19 protein-coding genes are annotated in these 19,500 nt (G+C 44.1%); 12 read left to right on the top strand and 7 right to left on the bottom strand.

From position 1 onward, the window contains the following. Window positions 1-114 precede the first annotated feature (114 nt). Together ubiE and porT are read left to right on the top strand one after the other, a co-directional pair. On the top strand, window positions 115-843 hold the full coding sequence (ubiE, locus tag B7P33_RS16720; RefSeq protein ID WP_097443367.1) for a bifunctional demethylmenaquinone methyltransferase/2-methoxy-6-polyprenyl-1,4-benzoquinol methylase UbiE: 729 nt from the start codon (window positions 115-117) through the stop codon (window positions 841-843). A gap of 60 nt (window positions 844-903) precedes the next feature. Continuing rightward, a complete protein-coding gene (gene porT, locus B7P33_RS16715; RefSeq protein WP_097443366.1) occupies window positions 904-1,602 on the top strand; it encodes a type IX secretion/gliding motility protein PorT/SprT in 699 nt (232 codons plus the stop codon). Between the two features lie 8 nt (window positions 1,603-1,610). On the opposite strand, the gene B7P33_RS16710 is transcribed toward porT, so the two are convergent. Continuing rightward, window positions 1,611-2,336: a TrmH family RNA methyltransferase gene (locus B7P33_RS16710; RefSeq protein WP_097443365.1), complete on the bottom strand. Its 726-nt coding sequence runs from the start codon at window positions 2,334-2,336 to the stop codon at window positions 1,611-1,613. A 24-nt stretch (window positions 2,337-2,360) separates the two neighbouring features. Between B7P33_RS16710 and tamL the strand changes: the two genes are divergently transcribed. The 6 genes from tamL (at window position 2,361) to B7P33_RS16680 (ending at window position 10,869) form a co-directional block, all read left to right on the top strand. Beyond that, on the top strand, window positions 2,361-4,961 hold the full coding sequence (tamL, locus tag B7P33_RS16705; protein WP_097443364.1) for a translocation and assembly module lipoprotein TamL: 2,601 nt from the start codon (window positions 2,361-2,363) through the stop codon (window positions 4,959-4,961). A 93-nt stretch (window positions 4,962-5,054) separates the two neighbouring features. Continuing rightward, complete coding sequence (gene fbaA / locus B7P33_RS16700; RefSeq protein WP_097443363.1) at window positions 5,055-6,122, top strand: class II fructose-bisphosphate aldolase; 1,068 nt, start codon at window positions 5,055-5,057, stop codon at window positions 6,120-6,122. Window positions 6,123-6,137: 15 nt separating this feature from the next. After that, complete coding sequence (gene accD / locus B7P33_RS16695) at window positions 6,138-6,998, top strand: acetyl-CoA carboxylase, carboxyltransferase subunit beta (protein WP_097443362.1); 861 nt, start codon at window positions 6,138-6,140, stop codon at window positions 6,996-6,998. A gap of 91 nt (window positions 6,999-7,089) precedes the next feature. Continuing rightward, window positions 7,090-7,359 carry a 30S ribosomal protein S15 gene (gene rpsO, locus B7P33_RS16690; protein WP_097443361.1) on the top strand — a complete coding sequence of 90 codons (270 nt, stop codon included), beginning with the start codon at window positions 7,090-7,092 and terminating at the stop codon, window positions 7,357-7,359. Window positions 7,360-7,542: 183 nt separating this feature from the next. Then, window positions 7,543-9,792 (top strand): polyribonucleotide nucleotidyltransferase, encoded by a 2,250-nt coding sequence (locus B7P33_RS16685; RefSeq protein WP_097443360.1) that lies wholly within the window; start codon window positions 7,543-7,545, stop codon window positions 9,790-9,792. A 213-nt stretch (window positions 9,793-10,005) separates the two neighbouring features. Next, window positions 10,006-10,869: a sigma-70 family RNA polymerase sigma factor gene (locus B7P33_RS16680; RefSeq protein ID WP_073180565.1), complete on the top strand. Its 864-nt coding sequence runs from the start codon at window positions 10,006-10,008 to the stop codon at window positions 10,867-10,869. A gap of 204 nt (window positions 10,870-11,073) precedes the next feature. On the opposite strand, the gene B7P33_RS16675 is transcribed toward B7P33_RS16680, so the two are convergent. The 3 genes from B7P33_RS16675 to B7P33_RS16665 are packed head-to-tail and all read right to left on the bottom strand — an operon-like array spanning window position 11,074 to window position 14,071. Next, complete coding sequence (locus tag B7P33_RS16675) at window positions 11,074-11,511, bottom strand: type II toxin-antitoxin system HicB family antitoxin (protein ID WP_097443359.1); 438 nt, start codon at window positions 11,509-11,511, stop codon at window positions 11,074-11,076. A 55-nt stretch (window positions 11,512-11,566) separates the two neighbouring features. Then, entirely contained in the window at window positions 11,567-11,746 is a 180-nt protein-coding gene (locus tag B7P33_RS16670; protein WP_097443358.1) for a type II toxin-antitoxin system HicA family toxin, read from the bottom strand. A gap of 54 nt (window positions 11,747-11,800) precedes the next feature. Then, window positions 11,801-14,071 carry a tetratricopeptide repeat protein gene (locus tag B7P33_RS16665; protein WP_097443556.1) on the bottom strand — a complete coding sequence of 757 codons (2,271 nt, stop codon included), beginning with the start codon at window positions 14,069-14,071 and terminating at the stop codon, window positions 11,801-11,803. A 122-nt stretch (window positions 14,072-14,193) separates the two neighbouring features. On the opposite strand from B7P33_RS16665, the gene rpe reads away from it, so the two are divergent. Both rpe and B7P33_RS16655 read left to right on the top strand, forming a co-directional pair. Then, the gene (rpe, locus tag B7P33_RS16660; RefSeq protein ID WP_097443357.1) at window positions 14,194-14,853 is read left to right on the top strand and encodes a ribulose-phosphate 3-epimerase; all 660 of its coding nucleotides are present in this window, start codon (window positions 14,194-14,196) and stop codon (window positions 14,851-14,853) included. A 3-nt stretch (window positions 14,854-14,856) separates the two neighbouring features. Further along, on the top strand, window positions 14,857-15,813 hold the full coding sequence (locus B7P33_RS16655; protein WP_097443356.1) for a YpdA family putative bacillithiol disulfide reductase: 957 nt from the start codon (window positions 14,857-14,859) through the stop codon (window positions 15,811-15,813). Between the two features lie 84 nt (window positions 15,814-15,897). On the opposite strand, the gene B7P33_RS16650 is transcribed toward B7P33_RS16655, so the two are convergent. The 3 genes from B7P33_RS16650 to nadE all read right to left on the bottom strand — a co-directional run bounded on the left by B7P33_RS16650 (window position 15,898) and on the right by nadE (window position 18,139). Then, window positions 15,898-16,317 (bottom strand): CBS domain-containing protein, encoded by a 420-nt coding sequence (locus B7P33_RS16650; RefSeq protein WP_097443355.1) that lies wholly within the window; start codon window positions 16,315-16,317, stop codon window positions 15,898-15,900. 248 nt (window positions 16,318-16,565) lie between these two features. Beyond that, complete coding sequence (locus B7P33_RS16645) at window positions 16,566-17,195, bottom strand: response regulator (protein WP_097443354.1); 630 nt, start codon at window positions 17,193-17,195, stop codon at window positions 16,566-16,568. Window positions 17,196-17,350: 155 nt separating this feature from the next. After that, the gene (gene nadE / locus B7P33_RS16640) at window positions 17,351-18,139 is read right to left on the bottom strand and encodes an NAD(+) synthase (protein WP_097443353.1); all 789 of its coding nucleotides are present in this window, start codon (window positions 18,137-18,139) and stop codon (window positions 17,351-17,353) included. 60 nt (window positions 18,140-18,199) lie between these two features. On the opposite strand from nadE, the gene gldB reads away from it, so the two are divergent. Beyond that, window positions 18,200-19,162: a gliding motility lipoprotein GldB gene (gene gldB / locus B7P33_RS16635; protein ID WP_097443352.1), complete on the top strand. Its 963-nt coding sequence runs from the start codon at window positions 18,200-18,202 to the stop codon at window positions 19,160-19,162. Next, complete coding sequence (gene gldC, locus B7P33_RS16630; protein WP_172435980.1) at window positions 19,162-19,497, top strand: gliding motility protein GldC; 336 nt, start codon at window positions 19,162-19,164, stop codon at window positions 19,495-19,497. Before gldB ends, gldC begins: the two co-directional genes overlap by 1 nt. Window positions 19,498-19,500: the final 3 nt, after the last annotated feature.

Genomic DNA, 19,500 nt, shown 5'->3' with positions numbered 1-19,500 from the left:
CAAATTTAATGAAAATGCCTGTGCTAAAACTTAGTTTCCCTCAAAATGCGCTCGAAACCCCATCAATGACAGTAGAGCAAGCCGTTTACCGTATATTTGCCGAAAATTTTGGCCATGGGCAAAAAAGTAACCCCTTATCGCGACTCTTCTTTAGGCAAAAAAGAACAGGTAACCCAAATGTTCGATACCATATCGGGCAATTACGATAGTTTAAACCGGGTTATTTCCTTCGGCATTGACCAATCGTGGCGTAGAAAGGTAGTAGCCCTGGTCAAGGAAATTCAGCCAAAGAAAGTATTGGACATTGCCACCGGTACCGGCGACTTGGCCATTTCGCTTAGTAAGACGGGAGCTCCTGAAATCGTGGGATTGGATATTTCGCCGGGAATGCTCGAAATAGGCAAACAGAAAATAGCCGACAAAAACCTTTCGAAAACCATAGACATGATCGTTGGCGACAGTGAAGCCCTTCCGTTTGAGAACGACAGTTTCGATGCCATTACCGTAGCCTTTGGGGTACGTAATTTTGAAAACCTTGAAAAAGGCTTGGCCGAAATTTTACGAGTCTTACGCCCGGGTGGGATATTTGTGGTCTTGGAAACGGCCGTACCCACCAAATTCCCTTTTAAACAGGGCTACCATGTGTACACTAAATACCTGATGCCCGCCATCGGCAGGTTGTTTTCCAAAGACAAAACCGCCTATGCCTACCTTTCGGAATCGGCCCATGCCTTTCCGCACGGAGCCGCTTTCAACAATATTTTGGAAAAAATCGGGTTTATAGGGGTACAGGATCGTCCCCAGACTATGGGGGTGGCCAATATTTATACGGCCTCAAAATAATCGGAAAAGGGGCCAAGATGGGCAACTGACCCTTCATTCACAACCGATTACAAGGCACCTATGAAGAGAACGATCGTTATTCCGCTGCTACTGCTTGGCCATTTGGTTATGGCGCAATTCAATGAAAAACCCGTTATTAATCTCGAAAACGAAGACAAAAAGTTTTTGAACTGGGGGTATTTTCTTGGTTTTAACCAAATGGATTTCAAATTCGATTATAAGGAACACTTAGGTCCAAATACAGATATACTGGTAGACAAATCGATAGGTTTCAATGTAGGACTGATCGGCGAGATGCGAATCAATGAATTCCTAGACCTCCGTTTCGAACCCGGATTACATTACAATTCAAGAATATTGGGGTATAGAGGCTTACCCAATGAGAACGACCGCTTAAGGGAACTTAAATCGACCTATATTAATTTTCCCTTGCTGCTTAAAGTGAGTACCCGCCGCATAGGCAACTGGAAACCATTTATCATTGGCGGAGGTTCCGTATCCATGAATTTAGGCAGCAACGAAGACAGTTTGGACGATAATAGTACCGGTACTTTCCGATTAAAGAAAAACAATTTTGCCTACGAATTAGGTTTTGGCATCGATTTGTATACCGAATATTTTAAGTTTTCACCATCGATTCGCGGTGTTTTCTTTATCAGCGACGAATTGGTACCCGACGAAGACCCCAACAGTCCATGGACAGGCAATATCAACGCTATGTACACCCGTGGTATTTTTGTGAATTTCACTTTTGAATAGCGTCAGCGCTACCCCAATTTTCTTTTCAACTCGGCCAAAATTATACCGGTAGCCATAGCCACGTTCAAACTTTCGGTAGTTTGCGCGCCATATTGTGGTATGCTTAATTTCCCTTGGATCATGGCCTCCACTTCGGCACTTACACCATTGGCCTCATTACCCATAACCAAAATACCGCGTTCGGACAACTTTGCCTTATACAGGTTTTCACCGGTCATAAAAGCACCATAGGCCTGTGTCCCATGTTTGCCCAAGACCATTTCAAGATCTTCATAGACCACATTGACTCGGGTAATTGACCCCATGGTCGCCTGAAGCACTTTAGGATTATAACAATCAACAGTGCCATGTGCACAAACCAAATGCCGTATGTCGAACCAATCGCATAATCGGATTATGGTACCTAAATTCCCGGGGTCACGTACCTGATCCAAAGCCAACACCCAGCCCGAATAATCGACAGGCTTAGCTTTGGGCATCTCAAAAACGGCCAAAAGGGCATTTGGGGTTTTTAATCCGCTCATACGACTTAACTCGGCCGGGGAAACCCCTATGGCAGCAACATTGAACCCTATCAAAGCGGGGTCGGTAGCATAAAGCGAATGCAGTTTTAAAGGGCTATCCAAAAGCTCGTTCACCGATTTAACGCCCTCTACCACAAAAAGTCCGGATTCGGATCGGCATTTTTTTTGTTGTAGGCTTTTTACAAATTTCAATTCACTTTTCGCAACCATCGAAATAACTTATTTTTGGCCTCTATGGGAATACGCAATGTCATGTTCAGACTGCCTACAAAAGTAGGTTTAATTTTATTGGTACTGAGCCTGGCCGCGTGCAGCACTTTAAAGAATGTTGGGGAAGACGAATACCTACTCACCGAATCGGAGTTACGGGTAGAAGGCAAAAAGATTATAGACCCCACGGTAACCGGACTTATATCCCAAAAACCCAATAGCAAACTTTTGGGTGTCCCCTTACGCTTGCACATTTATAATATGGCCAATCCGAACCCGGACTCCACCTTTCAAGATTGGCTGGATCGTAAACCCAACCGCAGGCAACGACTGACCAACCTACTGTCTGAAAAACAACTGAACCGTTTAGGGGAATCTTTTTTGGTAAAAGGGGCCAGCAATTGGTTTAAAGATATTGGGGAGGCGCCCACCATTTTAGACTCCCTTAAAACCGACCAATCTTTAAAACGCCTAAAGGCCTATTATGGTAGCAAAGGATATTTTAACGCCATTGCCCGACAGACCACGGATACAATCTACGAAAAGAACCGAGCTAAAATCGGTTACGATGTCAACCTAGGAAAACCTTTCTACATAGACACCCTTAACTACGCTATTGGCTCTAAAGACATAGACAGTTTGTTTCAATTGGCCAAACCGGAAACCTATGTGCACCAAGGCGACCAGTTCGATTTGGCCCAATTTAACCAAGAACGGGCTCGGCTGACCGAACTTTTCCGTAATTCCGGGGTATGGAATTTCCAAGAAAGCTCTATCAATTTCGATATTCTGATGGATACCCTCGCCATCTCCGACGACCAAAAACTAGACGTTACATTAAATATAGACAACCCGAAAAGTACCATTGGCAACCGTACCCATGTTGGTGAATACAAGGTCAATCACATAAACAATGTGCATATTTATGCCGATTTTGATTTGGCCAACCCAACCAGCGACAGCTTAAAGACAATTCAATACAAAGACCTCAACATACACTATAAAGGCGATTTAAAGTACACCCCAAAAGCCATTTCGGAAACCGTATTTTTCAACAAGGACAGCCTGTATCGTGAAATTGACAGAACCCGGACTTACAGAAAAATTTCGAGTTTAAACAACTTTAAATACCCCAATATCGAACCCATTCCCGATAGTACAGGCACCAAGCTGGACATGCACATTTTCTTGGCCCCACGACCTAAGTACTCCCTAGGTTTCAACGTAGATGTTACCCACTCTAACATAAACACTATAGGTACTACTTTTAATACCTCACTGAACATTCGCAATGTTTTTGGGGGCATGGAGAACCTAAGTGTTAGCGCCCGAGGTACTATCGGATTATTGAGCGATTCGCCACCCGATAAAAAATTCTCATCGGAAATAGGTACCGATGTTAAATTGAGCATACCTCGTTTTGCCTTTCCTTTTATAGATTCCGAGCGCATTACACCGGCCTATATGTTACCCAGCACCAATATCTCTGCCGGTATGGCCTTGCAAAAGAACATTGGATTGGACAAACAGACCTTCAACACCCATTACGGCTACCAATGGTCACCCAATGATAAACGAAGGAACAATCTTGAAATACTCGATATTGAGTACATCAAAAACCTGAACCCAGATGCGTTTTACAATGTGTATCAAGACACCTATAGCCAATTAGACGATCTTGCTAAAGGATTTGAAAGTGATTACCCCCAGTTTTACGAAACTACAGGTAACCCTTCTGACCCGTTCCAACTTAGAATTCCATCCGGTACAACTGGTTTTACGCAGGAAGTGTTACAGAACGAGTTGGGTGGGGAATATCCCGAAGGTTCTGACGAATACAATGAGGTTAACCGAATTGAGAACCGTCGGATTCGCTTAACAGAGAACAACCTGATACTTTCGGCTCATTACACCTACTTTAAGACCAACCGCGAAGGGCTGACAGACCGTAACTTTTATAGTTTCAGGGGGCGTTTGGAAAGTGCCGGAAATTCCCTATCCCTATTAGCAAATATTGTTGAATTCAAGGAAAACCAAGGAGGGCAAGATTTATTATTGAACATCCCCTACTCCCAATACATTAAGGCCGAATTCGATTTTATCAAACATTTTCGTTTGGCTTCCCCGGGTACGGTTTTGGCTTTCCGTAGCTTTTTTGGCTTAGCACTACCTTACGGCAACTCGAACAACATACCTTTTTCGCGTTCTTATTTTGCTGGGGGTTCGAACGACAACCGGGGTTGGCAAGCCTATTCATTAGGCCCAGGTTCTTCAGGTAGTCTCAACGACTTCAACGAGGCCAACATGAAAATCGCCTTCAACACTGAATACCGTTTTCCCATATTCGGCGATTTAAAAGGCGCCCTTTTTGCCGATGTGGGAAACATTTGGAATGTTTTGGACGATGAGACCAATGAAAAGGCGGTCTTTGAAGGCATTAAATCCCTAGAAGAGCTGGCCGTAGGTAGCGGTATCGGTTTCCGTTACGATGTATCTTACTTCATTATCCGTCTCGATTTCGGATTTAAGACCTACGACCCAGCCAAGCCAATGGGAAATCGATGGTTTCAAGACTATAATATTAAGAATATGGTAACCCATATAGGGATAAATTATCCATTTTAAGCAATCTACGCCCGCGGGGTCAAAGTCGGCTTTCGATTCGATTTATTTATTACATTTGCCCCAATTAGTTCAACTAACAATACGTACAAAAGTATGTCCCACAACATTAAACCTGGAGTTGCCACAGGCGACGAAGTACAAGAGATATTCCGATATGCCAAAGAGAAAGGTTTCGCCCTTCCTGCGGTAAACGTGATCGGATCGAACTCCATCAATGGGGTTTTGGAAACCGCTGCGGCCTTGAACGCCCCGGTCATCATTCAATTTTCTAATGGTGGCGCCCAGTTTAATGCCGGTAAAGGCTTGTCCAACGAAAACCAAAAAGCCGCCGTTCTTGGTGCCGTAGCCGGAGCCAAGCACGTTCATGAAATGGCCGAGGCCTATGGTGCCTCCGTAATTTTACATACCGATCACTGTGCCAAAAAACTATTGCCTTGGGTAGACGGTTTGTTAGATGCCAGTGAAAAGCACTTTGCCGAAACCGGAAAACCGCTTTTTAGCTCGCATATGATCGATCTTTCCGAAGAACCTTTAGAGGAGAACATCGAAATCTGTAAAGGTTATTTAGAGCGTATGGCCAAAATGGGCATGACCCTAGAGATCGAATTGGGTATTACCGGTGGAGAGGAAGATGGCGTTGACAATACCGACGTAGACGATTCTAAACTATATACCCAACCCGAGGAAGTAGCCTATTCTTACGAAGAATTAATGAAGGTGAGCCCAAGGTTTACCATTGCCGCTTCTTTCGGAAACGTACACGGTGTATACAAGCCCGGAAACGTAAAATTGACCCCGAAGATCTTAAAGAACTCGCAAGAGTTTATCTCGGAAAAGTACAATGTACCCCACAACACCGTAGATTTCGTTTTCCACGGAGGTTCTGGTTCTACCGTAGAAGAAATCAGGGAATCTATCGGTTATGGTGTTATTAAAATGAACATCGATACCGATATGCAATATGCCTTCCTTTCTGGGGTAAGGGATTATGTTCAGGACAAAAAGGATTATCTTCAGACCCAAATTGGGAATCCGGACGGAGACGACCAACCCAACAAGAAATTTTACGACCCAAGGGTTTGGTTACGTAAAGGTGAAGATGCTTTTGTAGAGCGTTTGAAAAAAGCCTTCGAAGACCTGAACAATGTAAATACCCTCTAACGAATACCGTATACTATGTCTTCATGGTTTAAAAGAAAGGAAAAAGGGATCCAAACCAAGACCGAGGAGAAAAAAGACACTCCTAAAGGCCTGTGGTACAAATCGCCCACTGGAAAGATTGTAGAGACCGAAGAACTGTCCCGAAATTTTTACGTGAGTCCGGAAGACGACTATCACGTACGTATTGGAAGCAAGGAATACTTTGAGATTCTTTTCGACGATAACAACTTCGAAGAACTCGACAAAGGCTTGAGTTCTAAAGACCCTTTAAAGTTCGAGGACACCAAAAAGTACTCCGATCGTTTAAAGGCCGCCCAACAAAAGACCGGTTTAAAAGATGCCGTTCGTACCGGGGTGGGTAAATCTTTAGGTCAAGATTTGGTGGTCTGCTGTATGGATTTTGCTTTTATCGGCGGTTCTATGGGTTCTGTGGTCGGTGAAAAGATCGCACGTGGCATAGACCATTCCTTAAAGAACAAGATTCCGTTTGTAATGATATCGAAATCTGGGGGTGCCCGTATGATGGAAGCCGCCTTGAGCTTGATGCAATTGGCCAAGACCTCTGCTAAACTGGCCCAATTGGCCGACGCCCAGATACCCTATATCTCGCTATGTACCGACCCAACTACCGGGGGCACCACAGCCTCGTACGCTATGTTGGGCGACATCAATATATCAGAACCAGGCGCATTGATCGGATTTGCCGGCCCGCGTGTGGTTAAAGACACCACAGGCCAGGATCTGCCCGAAGGCTTCCAGACCTCGGAGTTCTTGTTGGAGAACGGTTTCTTGGATTTTATCAGTCACCGACGCGATTTGAAAAAGAAAATTAACCAGTACATCGATTTGATCCAAAACGCCCCTATACGTTCCTAGGGAAGTTTTTCTGGAAGCTATCAAAATTATTTGTACATTTGCCGCCTGTTTAAAAACAGAATACATAATAATCATTTAAAACAATATTGGCATGTATTTGACTAAAGAGACAAAAGCCGAAATTTTTAAAAAGCACGGAAAGTCGGAGGCCGACACCGGAAGCACTGAAGGACAGATTGCCCTTTTCACCTTTCGTATCAACCACCTTACCGAGCACTTAAAGCAAAACCGTAAGGATTTCAACACCGAGCGTTCGTTGGTAAAATTGGTAGGTAAGCGTAGAAGCTTATTGGATTACCTTAAGAAGAAAGACATTCTTAGGTATCGTGCCATCATTAAAGAATTAGGCATTAGAAAATAATTTTCGAGGGGAGGCGGCAACGCTTCCCCTTTTTTATATTTCCCTGCTTTGCGGGGCACACAAAAAGCTGACATACCGGTTTTTCATTGGTCGAACAACACACAACACAACAACACTAGTCCGTTTCGGACAAAGACCAAAGTTTAATGAAAGCCTTTTGCTAAAAAGGCTAAATCAGTATGTATGATTCCACAAGTTTTTAGAGAGGTCATCGATTTGGGCGATGGTAGGACCATTTCCATCGAGACCGGAAAATTGGCCAAACAGGCCCACGGATCTGTCGTAGTACAATCGGGTAAATGTATGTTGCTGTGTACCGTAGTTTCCAACTACAAACAAAGCGATGTAGATTTCTTGCCCCTTACCGTAGATTACCGTGAAAAATTCGCCGCCGCAGGTCGTTATCCAGGTGGTTTTTTCAAAAGGGAAGCACGTCCAAGCGATGGCGAGGTTCTTACCATGCGTTTGGTAGACCGTGTTTTGCGTCCGCTTTTCCCAAAAGATTACCATTCCGAGACCCAGGTAATGATCCAATTGATGTCGCATGACGAGGACGTAATGCCAGATGCCATGGCCGGTCTTGCCGCTTCTGCCGCCATTCAATTGTCCGACTTCCCGTTCGAATGTGCCATTTCAGAGGTACGTGTAGGTCGGGTAGACGGTAACTTGATTATTAACCCAAGCCGTGCCCAGTTAGAAACCTCCGATATCGATATGGTTATCGGTGCCTCTATGGATTCGGTTATGATGGTAGAAGGTGAAATGAGCGAGATTTCCGAAGAGGAAATGGTAGAAGCCATCCAATTCGCCCACGAAGCCATTAAAGTACAATGTGAGGCCCAGATTCGTTTGGCCGAAGCCTTCGGAAAGAAAGAAGTACGTGAGTATGAGCCAGAGCGTGCCGACGAAGATTTGGCCAAAAAGATCTACGACATGGCCTATGACAAGGTTTATGCCGTAGCCAAGGCCGGTTCTGCCAAACACGAGCGTAGCGCCAGCTTTATGGCCATCAAAGAAGAGATTACCGAAACCTTCTCAGAAGAAGAGCAAGAAGAATACGGTGGTTTGATATCGAAGTATTACCACAAGGCCGAAAAAGAAGCCGTACGTAACCTAACCTTGGACGAAGGCTTACGTTTAGATGGTCGTAAGACCACCGAGATCCGTCCGATTTGGTGTGAGGTAGATTACCTACCTTCTACCCACGGTTCTTCCATCTTTACCCGAGGTGAGACCCAGGCATTGGCCACGGTAACCTTAGGTACTTCTAGAGAGGCCAACCAAATCGATATGCCATCTTACGAAGGTGAAGAGACCTTCTATCTTCACTACAACTTCCCTCCATTCTGTACCGGTGAGGCCCGTCCGATCCGTGGTACATCACGTAGGGAAGTAGGTCACGGTAACTTGGCCCAACGCGCCTTAAAACGCATGGTACCAGACGATTGTCCTTATACCGTTCGAGTAGTATCGGAAGTTTTGGAATCTAATGGTTCTTCTTCTATGGCTACCGTTTGTTCGGGAACCATGGCCATGATGGATGCCGGGGTACAGCTTAAAAAACCAGTTTCAGGTATCGCTATGGGATTGATTTCCGATGCCGAATCTGGTAAGTACGCCGTATTGTCCGATATTCTTGGTGATGAAGATCACTTAGGTGATATGGACTTTAAAGTTTGTGGTACCGAAGAGGGAATCACAGCCTGTCAGATGGATATTAAAGTAAAAGGTCTTTCTTACGAGATCTTGACCAACGCCTTAATGCAAGCCAAAGAAGGTCGTTTACACATCTTGGACAAACTAACCGATACCATTGCCGCACCTAACGAAGATGTAAAACCACATGCTCCGAAAATGGTTACTACTACCATTGCCAACGAGTTTATCGGTGCTTTGATCGGACCTGGTGGAAAAGTAATCCAAGAACTTCAGAAAGAGACCAAAACCACTATCGTTATCAACGAAGACCCGGTTACCGAAGAAGGTATCGTAGAGATCTTGGGTACCGACCAAGGGGGCATCGATGCCGTATTGGCCAAGATAGACTCTATCACCTTCAAACCTGTGGTAGGTAGCGTATATGAGGTTAAGGTCATTAAGATTTTAGAATTCGGTGCCGTTGTAGAATACGTTGAGGCCCCGGGTAACGAAACCTTGTTACACGTTTCCGAATTGGCTTGGGAACGCACCGAAAACGTAACTGATGTAGTGAACATGGGCGACGTAATGGACGTGAAGTACTTCGGAATAGATCCTAAAACCCGTAAGGAAAAGGTATCGAGAAAAGCCTTGTTGCCAAAACCGGAAGGTTATGTAGAGCGCCCACCACGCGACAGAAATCATCGTGGACGCGATAACCGTGGCCGTGATAATCGCGGAAGGGACAACCGAAACAGAGATCGCAACCGCGACGACAGACCAAAAAGGGATTAATTTTCTTTTTTAGCATACGAAAGCCTGGGAAATCCCGGGCTTTTTTATTTCTTCACAACATAAGACGTCCTCAACAAAATGGGACTAAAAACCAGTACTACGGAAACTTTGGCAAAAAAAATATATTGAAATTGTAACTTTTGTGTAATTCTTACGTATAAACAAATAGCACCCACTTATAAAAGGTCCTAAATACACAAAGGAAAATACAGCATGAGACAGTTAAAGATCACAAAGCAGGTAACCAACCGGGAAACCGCCTCTTTGGACAAATACCTACAGGAGATAGGTAAAGTAGATTTGATTACGGCAGATGAAGAGGTAGAATTGGCACAGCGGATCAAGGCCGGAGATCAAATTGCCTTGGAAAAATTGACCAAGGCCAACCTAAGGTTCGTTGTCTCTGTGGCCAAACAATATCAAAACCAAGGATTGACCCTTCCCGATTTGATCAACGAAGGAAACTTAGGTCTTATCAAAGCTGCACAACGTTTTGACGAGACCCGTGGTTTTAAGTTCATATCGTACGCCGTATGGTGGATCCGTCAATCCATTCTTCAGGCATTGGCCGAGCAATCGCGTATCGTACGTTTGCCCTTGAACAAAATCGGTTCGATCAATAAGATCAACAAAACCTTTGCTTTTTTAGAGCAAGCCCATGAGCGTGTGCCTTCGGCCGAAGAAATCGCCAAGGAATTGGATATGACCGTTGAAGACGTAAAACAGTCGTTGAAGAACAGTGGTCGCCACGTATCTATGGATGCCCCATTGATCGACGGGGAAGATTCGAACCTATACGACGTATTGCGTTCGGGCGAATCCCCGAACCCCGACAAGGAACTGTTGCACGAATCGTTGCGTACCGAGATCGAGCGCGCTTTGGAAACCCTGACCCCAAGAGAGGCCGATGTTATCCGCCTGTACTTTGGTTTGGCCGGGCAACACTCCATGACCTTGGAAGAAATCGGAGAGACCTTTGACCTGACTCGCGAAAGGGTACGCCAGATTAAGGAAAAAGCCATTAGAAGGCTAAAGCATACCTCAAGAAGCAAGATATTAAAGACATACCTAGGTTAAAAAGTGCATTTTACACATTAAACCGAATCAAAAGTTGGTTTTTTTGTGTAAATGTGGTAACTTAGGCCCTAATAAACAGTTATTCATGACTGTTCGTTTTTTGATTGATGAATAAACTCCGGCTGATTACCGGAGTTTTTTTGTGCCTAATTATTAGGTGTATCAATCATTGTAAATTTAGAAAATGAGGTATTTAGGGTTAGTCTACAGCGATACTGACAACAATTCTTGACCTAATTGATGCACCGCTTTTTCTATTTGTTTAGCCCTTGTCTCAGAAGCATTTGCCTTACCCGTGGCATATTGGCGCAGCAATGAAGCATTAATCCCTGCCTTTTCTGCAATAGCACTGATTTTCACCTCAGGTACCAGTCTAAAAAAAGATTGAAGATTTAATTTAAAAAGATAATTACCCAGCCCTTCAACATCTCTTAACCAAGGTTCTCCTAGCTCTCTTGCCACTTCCAGATAATCCAAAAATGCCTGATTGAAATTTGCCTTAAGTTCTTCTAAACTATTACCGAAAGCAGAAACCACCCCAGGTATATTTTGACTGGTACCCCAATAGGTACCGTCATTAGCCTGTTCAACAAACACGATTACCGAATCCTTTGAAAAAACACCCTTTTCCTCTGTTGTCATAATTTATTCGATTACTTTCCTGAAACCAAAATTGATAGAATAAAACGGAATCCAATTACAAACCCGCTTGTCTAAGAATAGATTTTACAGTTCCGATTGGCACATCTTTTTTGGGATGTGGAATCGTAACTAATCCCTTCTTAACCGGATGTTTAAAGTGGTGATGACTCCCTTTCGTTCTAACTAACTTCCACCCATCCGCTTCAATCAGTTTTATCAAGGAACTTGATTTCATAATTCCAATATATAACTATTTTGTTATACAACAAAATAGTTATATGTAAAAACATTACTCTCCATAATCAATCTCATTCAAAAAAGCCCTAAACTGCTGGTTCTCGGGTTGCAAACGGATCAATTTAACCACCCAAGGCCTAGCTTTCTTCGAATCCCCATTTTTATGGTACAAAAAGGCCAGGGTATACATAAGGTCCACATTATTCTCCTGCTTTTCCAAGCCTTTTAAGGCGGTGGTATAGGCCAATTCCTTTTCCCCGATGCGGTCGTAGATCAAACAAAGATTGTAATAGGCCCTTTGGTTATCGGGTGCTCTGGCTATACTACTTTCCAACTGCTGGGCCGCCTCGTTGAATCGTTCTTGTTCGGCCAATAGTAAGGCATAGGTAAAATAGGTAGCCCCAAATTCGGGCTCTTGCTCGATTATAGTGCGGAACGCTTTTTCAGCCTTGTCGTATTGTTTATTTCGATAATATAGATTACCCAAGGTCATACGGACATTATTATCCAAGGCATCCAATCTTTGGGCGCTTTCATAACTAGCAATGGCCTGGGCCAACTTTCCTTTCTTTAAATGATAATTTGCCTGCTTTACCCTACCGCCAACAAAATCGGACGTAGCCTTGAGGTAATGGGCGAATTCCTCCCCGACTTTCTTATAAGCTTCTTCATAACCTTTGGGCACCGATTGCTGTCCGGCCAAGGCAAAATAAGCCTTCACCCGAACCGCTCGCTTGGCATCTTTTAACAGGGGCCAAAAATGATTGGTATAACTCGAGTTTTCCTGTTCCCCAAAGAAATCCAGGGTGGCTCCCCGTACTACGGCCGCATCATCTTTTAAAAATGCCAAAACCCCTTGTATCTCCGCCTCACTTAAGGCATTCTCGTGCATCCCATGAATGGCTGAAGCCCTGGCAATATCGGGCTGCAGGGTATCTTGCGCCAATTTTTTCAATAGCTGCGACCCATTCGGGGCAGTTAAGCCTGCCGCCAACAAATCAGAAAAATGCCCTTCCGGTGCTTCTCCATACCATTTTTTATAGGCCTCCCAAGCCCAGGCATTACCTTTCTCGGCATGGCAATCCATACAAGCATTGGGTGTACCATAGGCTATGCTCTGATCGGGTCGAGGCACCCTAAAGCTATGATCACGCCTAAAATCGTTGCCCATATAGATCCGGCCCGGCATATGACAATTGATACAGGCCGCCCCCTCTTGCCCCATGCTATGAAAATGATGCCTTTCCGTATCGTACGTACTCGACTCATGGCATTGTAGACAAAGGGCATTGCCTTCGGCTTTTAAGGCTAAGGAATGAGAATTGTGGCAGTCTTTACAACTTACATTATTATGATACATTTTGCTCTGTACAAAAGAACCGTACACATAGTCTTCCCCTAGAATTTGTCCGTCCGGGAAATACGTCAAGGTATCGATTAAGCGGGGAAAATAATGATCCAAAAGACTCCCTTTATAATCAAATCCATCGGTGACCTGCTCCCGTAACACATGGCAACGGGCACATTGATCCACCAATTGCTTGGGCGGTGTGGCCATGGTCATTTGAAAACTACCATTTGGCTCATACGCATCCCCCAAACGTTCCACCTCGGCAACATGGCTTTTTCCTGGCCCATGACAAGCTTCGCAACTTACGTTGATTAAGGCGTATTGGGTATCGTAACTATGTGTATCGGCCTTGTAATTCTTGCGCACATTGGTCGAATGGCAGTCCGAACACATGGTATTCCAATTCAGTCCGCCCTTGGTCCAATGCAGCCATTCGGAATGCACCACCTTAAAATCGGGATAAAGATCGAACCACTCCCCTTTTTCGGTATCCCAAGCCGTTCGTAAACACTGATAATGGCCATCGGGAAATTTTACGATATATTGCTGCAAGGGGGCAATGCCAAAAGTATATTCTATTTTATAATCAGCCGGTTTACCATCGGGACCTTCGGTGGTTACGTAAAAGCCATCCGGTTTCGAACAGAAGGTCGATCTCACCCCTTGACTATCGAAAATCTCACCCTGAAACGGCGCCTTTACCGAAATGCTATCAGCCAGCAACATCGACATTTGATGATGCGACCCTTCCCATTCACTATATTCTTCTTGATGGCACTCCTTACATTTTCCATCGCCCAAAAAATCGGCATCCGCTTTCATGCCATAGATATTCGGGTCTTCCCCTGCGCCCTTTTTGCTATAACTTTCCTTTTTATCGGTACAGGAAAACAACAACAAGAAGAACAATGACAATTGACTTAACAGACGGATTAATCTTAAAACAAGGGAGTGGGGTCGCGTTATAAACATATACCGGATATAGGTTGTGGTGAAAGGTATACTGGATAATTTAAGCTCAAATATACGACCCCCTGCCTTAAAAACATCGCCGATATTCGTTACTTTTGCGGCGCAAAACAACGCCTTCAGACATGCAATACAAAAAGATAGCCCCATCACTGCTCGCAGCCGATTTCGCCAATTTACAACGCGATATTGAAATGGTAAACGCCAGTGAGGCCGATTGGTTCCATATCGATATCATGGACGGGGTTTTCGTTCCCAACATTTCGTTTGGAATGCCCGTTTTACAAGCTATGGCACGCCATACCCAAAAAACCTTGGACGTTCACCTTATGATCGTTGACCCCGACAGATATGTGCAAACTTTCGCCGATCTTGGGGCCGATGTACTCACTGTACATTATGAAGCCTGTACACATTTACACCGCAGCCTTCAAGCCATTAAAAATGCAGGCATGAAAGCCGGTGTCGCCTTAAATCCGCATACGCCCGCACACCTGCTCGAAGACGTGATCCAAGACATTGACCTTGTTTGTTTAATGAGCGTAAACCCAGGTTTTGGCGGACAGGCCTTTATTGAGAACACCTATGACAAGATCAAGAAACTAAAAACCTTGATCAACGATAATGGCGCCCAAACTTTAATCGAAATTGACGGTGGTGTCAATGATAAAAATGCGAAAGCCCTGGTAGATGCCGGTGCCGATGTTTTAGTGGCCGGAAGTTTTGTGTTTAAGAGCGATAACCCAACGGACACCATTAAGAACCTTAAAAAAGTTATTGCCTAGCCCATGTTGGATGTTGTCATAATTGGAGGAGGCCCCATTGGGATAGCCTGTGGTCTGGAAGCCAAAAAAAAAGGACTGAGCTATTTGATTTTGGAAAAAGGTTGCATCGTAAACTCGCTGTACCACTATCCGGCCAATATGCAATTCTTCTCCTCTTCTGAAAGACTCGAAATAGACAACATCCCGTTTATAAGCAAGGAAGCAAAACCAAAGAAAGACGAAGCTCTGGAGTACTACCGCAGAATAGTAACTTCTAACCAGCTGCGTACAAACCTATTCGAAAAGGTAGAAAAGGTAGAAAACCTCGGTCATTTTAATATCCGTACCACCAAAGGAAGCTACGAAAGCAAACAAGTGGTAGTGGCCACGGGTTTTTACGATATTCCGAACTACATTAATGTACCCGGGGAAGATTTGGAAAAAGTAAGTCATTACTATGGTAATCCGCATTACTACGCCGGCCAAAAAGTGGCTGTTGTCGGAGCAAGCAATTCGGCCATAGATGCTGCCTTGGAATGTTGGCGTAAGGGAGCCGAGGTAAGTTTGATCATTCGTGGCCCCGAGGTAGGCCCAAGGGTCAAATACTGGGTACGTCCCGATATAATCAACCGAATTGAAGAAGGAAGTATTGCAGCCTATTACAATAGTACTATTAGGGAAATAACACCAGATAAAATACAAGTCTCAGGGCCAGATGGCACCCATATTCTAGAAAACGACTATGTATTGGCCATGACCGGATACCGACCCAATTTCACTTTCTTGGAAAAACTGGGCATTACCCTTTCTGAAGACGAAAAGCGCTTACCGCAATACGACCCAGAAACCATGGAAACCAATGTAAGCGGACTCTATTTGGCGGGGGTTATCTGTGGCGGTATGGAAACCCACAAATGGTTTATAGAAAACTCCCGAATACACGCCAAACATATAATGGCACACATACATACCAAGTTATAAGCTCGCATGTATAACGAAGGAAAGCAGGCACTTTCGCACCTGCTTTTCCGTTTCCCTTGTCGTATAACCTATGACAAACTACTACTAATACTGTGACAAGAGATATTTGATAAGATCAGTGGTGGTAACGATTCCTTTCAGTTTGCCTTCATCGATTACGGGCAGGGCATGGAATTCGTTATTGGCCAAAATCTCGGCTACTTCCTTAACGGTGGTTGTAGTTTGTACCGCAACCGGATTTTTGGCCATTACCTGTTCAATGGTAAACATATTATATACCGTGGTATCTACGGCCACTTCATCTTCATCTACCGCATCAGCGAAACTGATTCGCAACAAATCGGTATAACTAAGCATACCGGTTACCCCACCCCCATTTACCACGGGAATGTGTCTGATATGATGTTTTTTGAATAAAGATTCGGCGGTTACCAAATCATCGGTATGTGTCAGTGTAACAACGTCTTTGGTCATTATAGAGGAGACCGGAGTTCTTTTTTTCATGGTCCGTGGTTTTTAAATGCACTTTAAAGGTCGGCATATGCCCACTAGATCACCATGATAAAAATCATGCCTTTACAACAAGCTATTTCCTATCTTATACGATACCCAAATTTGGAATAAACCTAAGCCTAGAACACTAGACAACGCTTTTCAAACCAAAAAGTCGTATATAAAGCGTTTGAGGAAACCCTGACGCATAAAAAAACCCTGGCCTAGGCCAGGGTTTGGTTCGTAATGCCATGGAATCGTTAATACAATTCCAACGCTTTAGCCTGCTGCAATAGATCAACTAGGTTGTCTACATTCAGCTTTTTCATTAAGCGAGCCTTATAGGTACTCACCGTTTTTTCGTTCAGGTTGAGGCCTTGGGCCACATCCTTGTTGCGCATTCCACTAGCCAATAGTTTTAGGACCTCGACTTCGCGGGTAGACAATTTCCTGAAAAACCTTCTAGGTTTTTGGGTTCCTTCGTCAAAAGCCAAACGCTGAGCCAGTTCATTGGTAATGAACATGCCGCCTGTACTGACTTTACGCACCGCGTTTACGATATAATCGATATCGGCGGTTTTCGAAAGATAACCAAAAGCACCTGCCCTGATCGTACTCAAAGCATAGACGTCTTCCGATTGTCCACTGTAGATCAACACCTTTACATCCGGATGATCTTGTTTGATCTTTCGAAGTGTAGCGATACCGTTGATTTCTGGAATATCCAATTCCATAATCACGACATCAGGCGTGTTAATTTCCAATGTGGCAAACAATTCTGTAGTGGTAGCGACATCCCCTAGGACCTCAAAGTCTGCCGCGGAACCCAATACACTCTTGATTCCTGTACGGACTACCGGATGGTTGTCCGCAATTAAAACTTTAATCATTAGAAAAATAATTAATTAAATTGGTTGCTGGTCGTGCGTGACCGACTGCAAGATACTTTAAAACAGTGAAATGCTACAAAATATTGTCCTACTTTTTCATAAAAAAAGCAATATTTACGTAAGAATTTGCAAGAAATTACGCATTACTCCGGTTTTTACCGCACTTTATCGGGAATGTTACATACCGGAATCGGCACCATTTTGTGCTGGTTAATACGATTCAGGCGCTGATAAATAGTCAACACCTCGGTATCCCTACCAACAAAATCCGATGGCATTTTACCCAAGGCATCTTGTTCCATGGCCCACTCAAGCTCCGGGTAACTAGCCCCCAGTTGATCGGCATCGGTACGGTCGTCACCAAAGAGACCATCGGTAGGTGCCGCTTCTAAAATCTCTTGATTTACACCCAAATATGCCGCCAATGCATAAACTTCAGATTTTACAAGATCGGCAATCGGGCTAAGATCAACGCCGCCATCACCGTACTTGGTAAAAAAGCCGACCCCAAAGTCTTCAACTTTGTTGCCGGTACCCGCTACCAAATACCCGTGCAATCCGGCAAAATAATACAAGGTAGACATACGTAATCTGGCCCGGGTGTTCGCCAAGGGTAAAAAGCGATCTTCTTCGTTCGCTACCGCCGGAAAAGCCTCCACCATGGTATCGAAGGTTTCCGTAAGATCAACTTTTTGCCTACTTATTTTATCAAAATTCGCTTGTAGCCATTCAATGTGGGCAGCTGCACGTGATACCTGGTTCTCTGCCTGATGGATAGGCATCTCCAAACAAAGTAACTCCAAGCCCGTTTTAGCGCAAAGCGTGGAGGTCAGGGCAGAATCAATTCCTCCGGAAATGCCCACCACAAATCCTTTTAAACCTGCCTTATTTGCATAAGAACCCAACCAATCTACAATATAATCTACCGTTTTTTTCGAATCCATCTAAAAGCTATTTGATATTACTAAAATGGGTACCTTTGCCGCTAAATTAACGAATACGGTTTGAAAAGGGCGCACATATTTTTCGTATCACTTCTTTTATTATGTATCGGTTGTAAAGACGACACAAAAAACAGCGCTTTAAACCTCGACCATATCGCCATTGACCCCATTTTTGAACGTTTTGATAAAGACTTGGCACAGACCTCACCAGATAATCTTGGACAGTTAAAAGCCAAATACCCCTACCTTTATCCAGAAAGCGTGGCCGATAGCGTATGGCAGAGGCGCATGCAAGACACCTTACAACTTTCGATCTCTAAAGAAGTAGCACAACTTTTTCCTGATTTAGAAACCGAAAAAGAAGGCCTTACGCAATTGTACAAACACATAAAATATTACTTCCCCAAAACCCGGATACCCAAAACAGTTACCCTTGCTGCCGAGGTAGATTATGCCTATAGGGTCGTTTTGGCAGATAGTTTGCTTTTAATCGGACTACAAAACTATCTGGGTCCTGACCACAAATTCTATCAGGGACTACCGCGTTATGTGGCCCAAGAACTGGATAAAAAATACCTGCTGCCCGATGTGGCCGGTACCTTTGCCAAACAATGGATTAGTATGGGTGGCCGCCGGTTTTTGGATCAAATTATAGGCTATGGTAAAGAACTCTATTTAAAGCAAAAACTATTGCCCCAAAGCCCGCCTCATGATTTAATGCACTATACCGAGGCACAATGGCAATGGGCACAAGCCAACGAAGAACAGATTTGGCGCTACTTTATTGAACGTGAACTACTTTATAGTACCGATAAAAATCTCGAAAGGCGTTTTTTAGCCCCTGCCCCATTCTCTAAATTCCAATTGGAACTCGACAGTGAATCGCCCGGTAAGACCGGAAGATATATGGGGTGGCAGATCGTTAACGCCTTCATGGAGAAAAACGACCTAAGCCTACAAGACCTATTACAATTACCCGCGGACGAAATATTTAAACGCGCTAATTACAAACCTCGAAGATAATGGCACAGCATAGCTCAAAGATTGAATTGAACGTAGAATTGGACGAAAACAGGGTGCCGGAAGCCTTATCTTGGTCTGCCGTTGATGGTGGGGTCGCCAAAGCAGAAGCCAAGGCCTTCTTATTATCGGTTTGGGACCACAACGCCAAGGAATCTTTAAAAATCGATCTTTGGACCAAAGACATGCCTGTAGACGAAATGAAAATCTTCTTCCACCAGACACTTATGGCCATGTCCGACACCTTCTTTAAGGCTACCCAAGACGAAAAAATGACGGCAACCATGCGTGATTTTTGCGATTATTTTGCCGAAAAGTTGGAACTGAAGAAAAAATAAGGT

The organism is Sediminicola luteus (genome assembly GCF_002514735.1).
In the GTDB taxonomy this organism is placed as follows: Bacteria; Bacteroidota; Bacteroidia; order Flavobacteriales; family Flavobacteriaceae; genus HQA918.
This window is presented reverse-complemented; position numbering and strand designations above follow the sequence as displayed.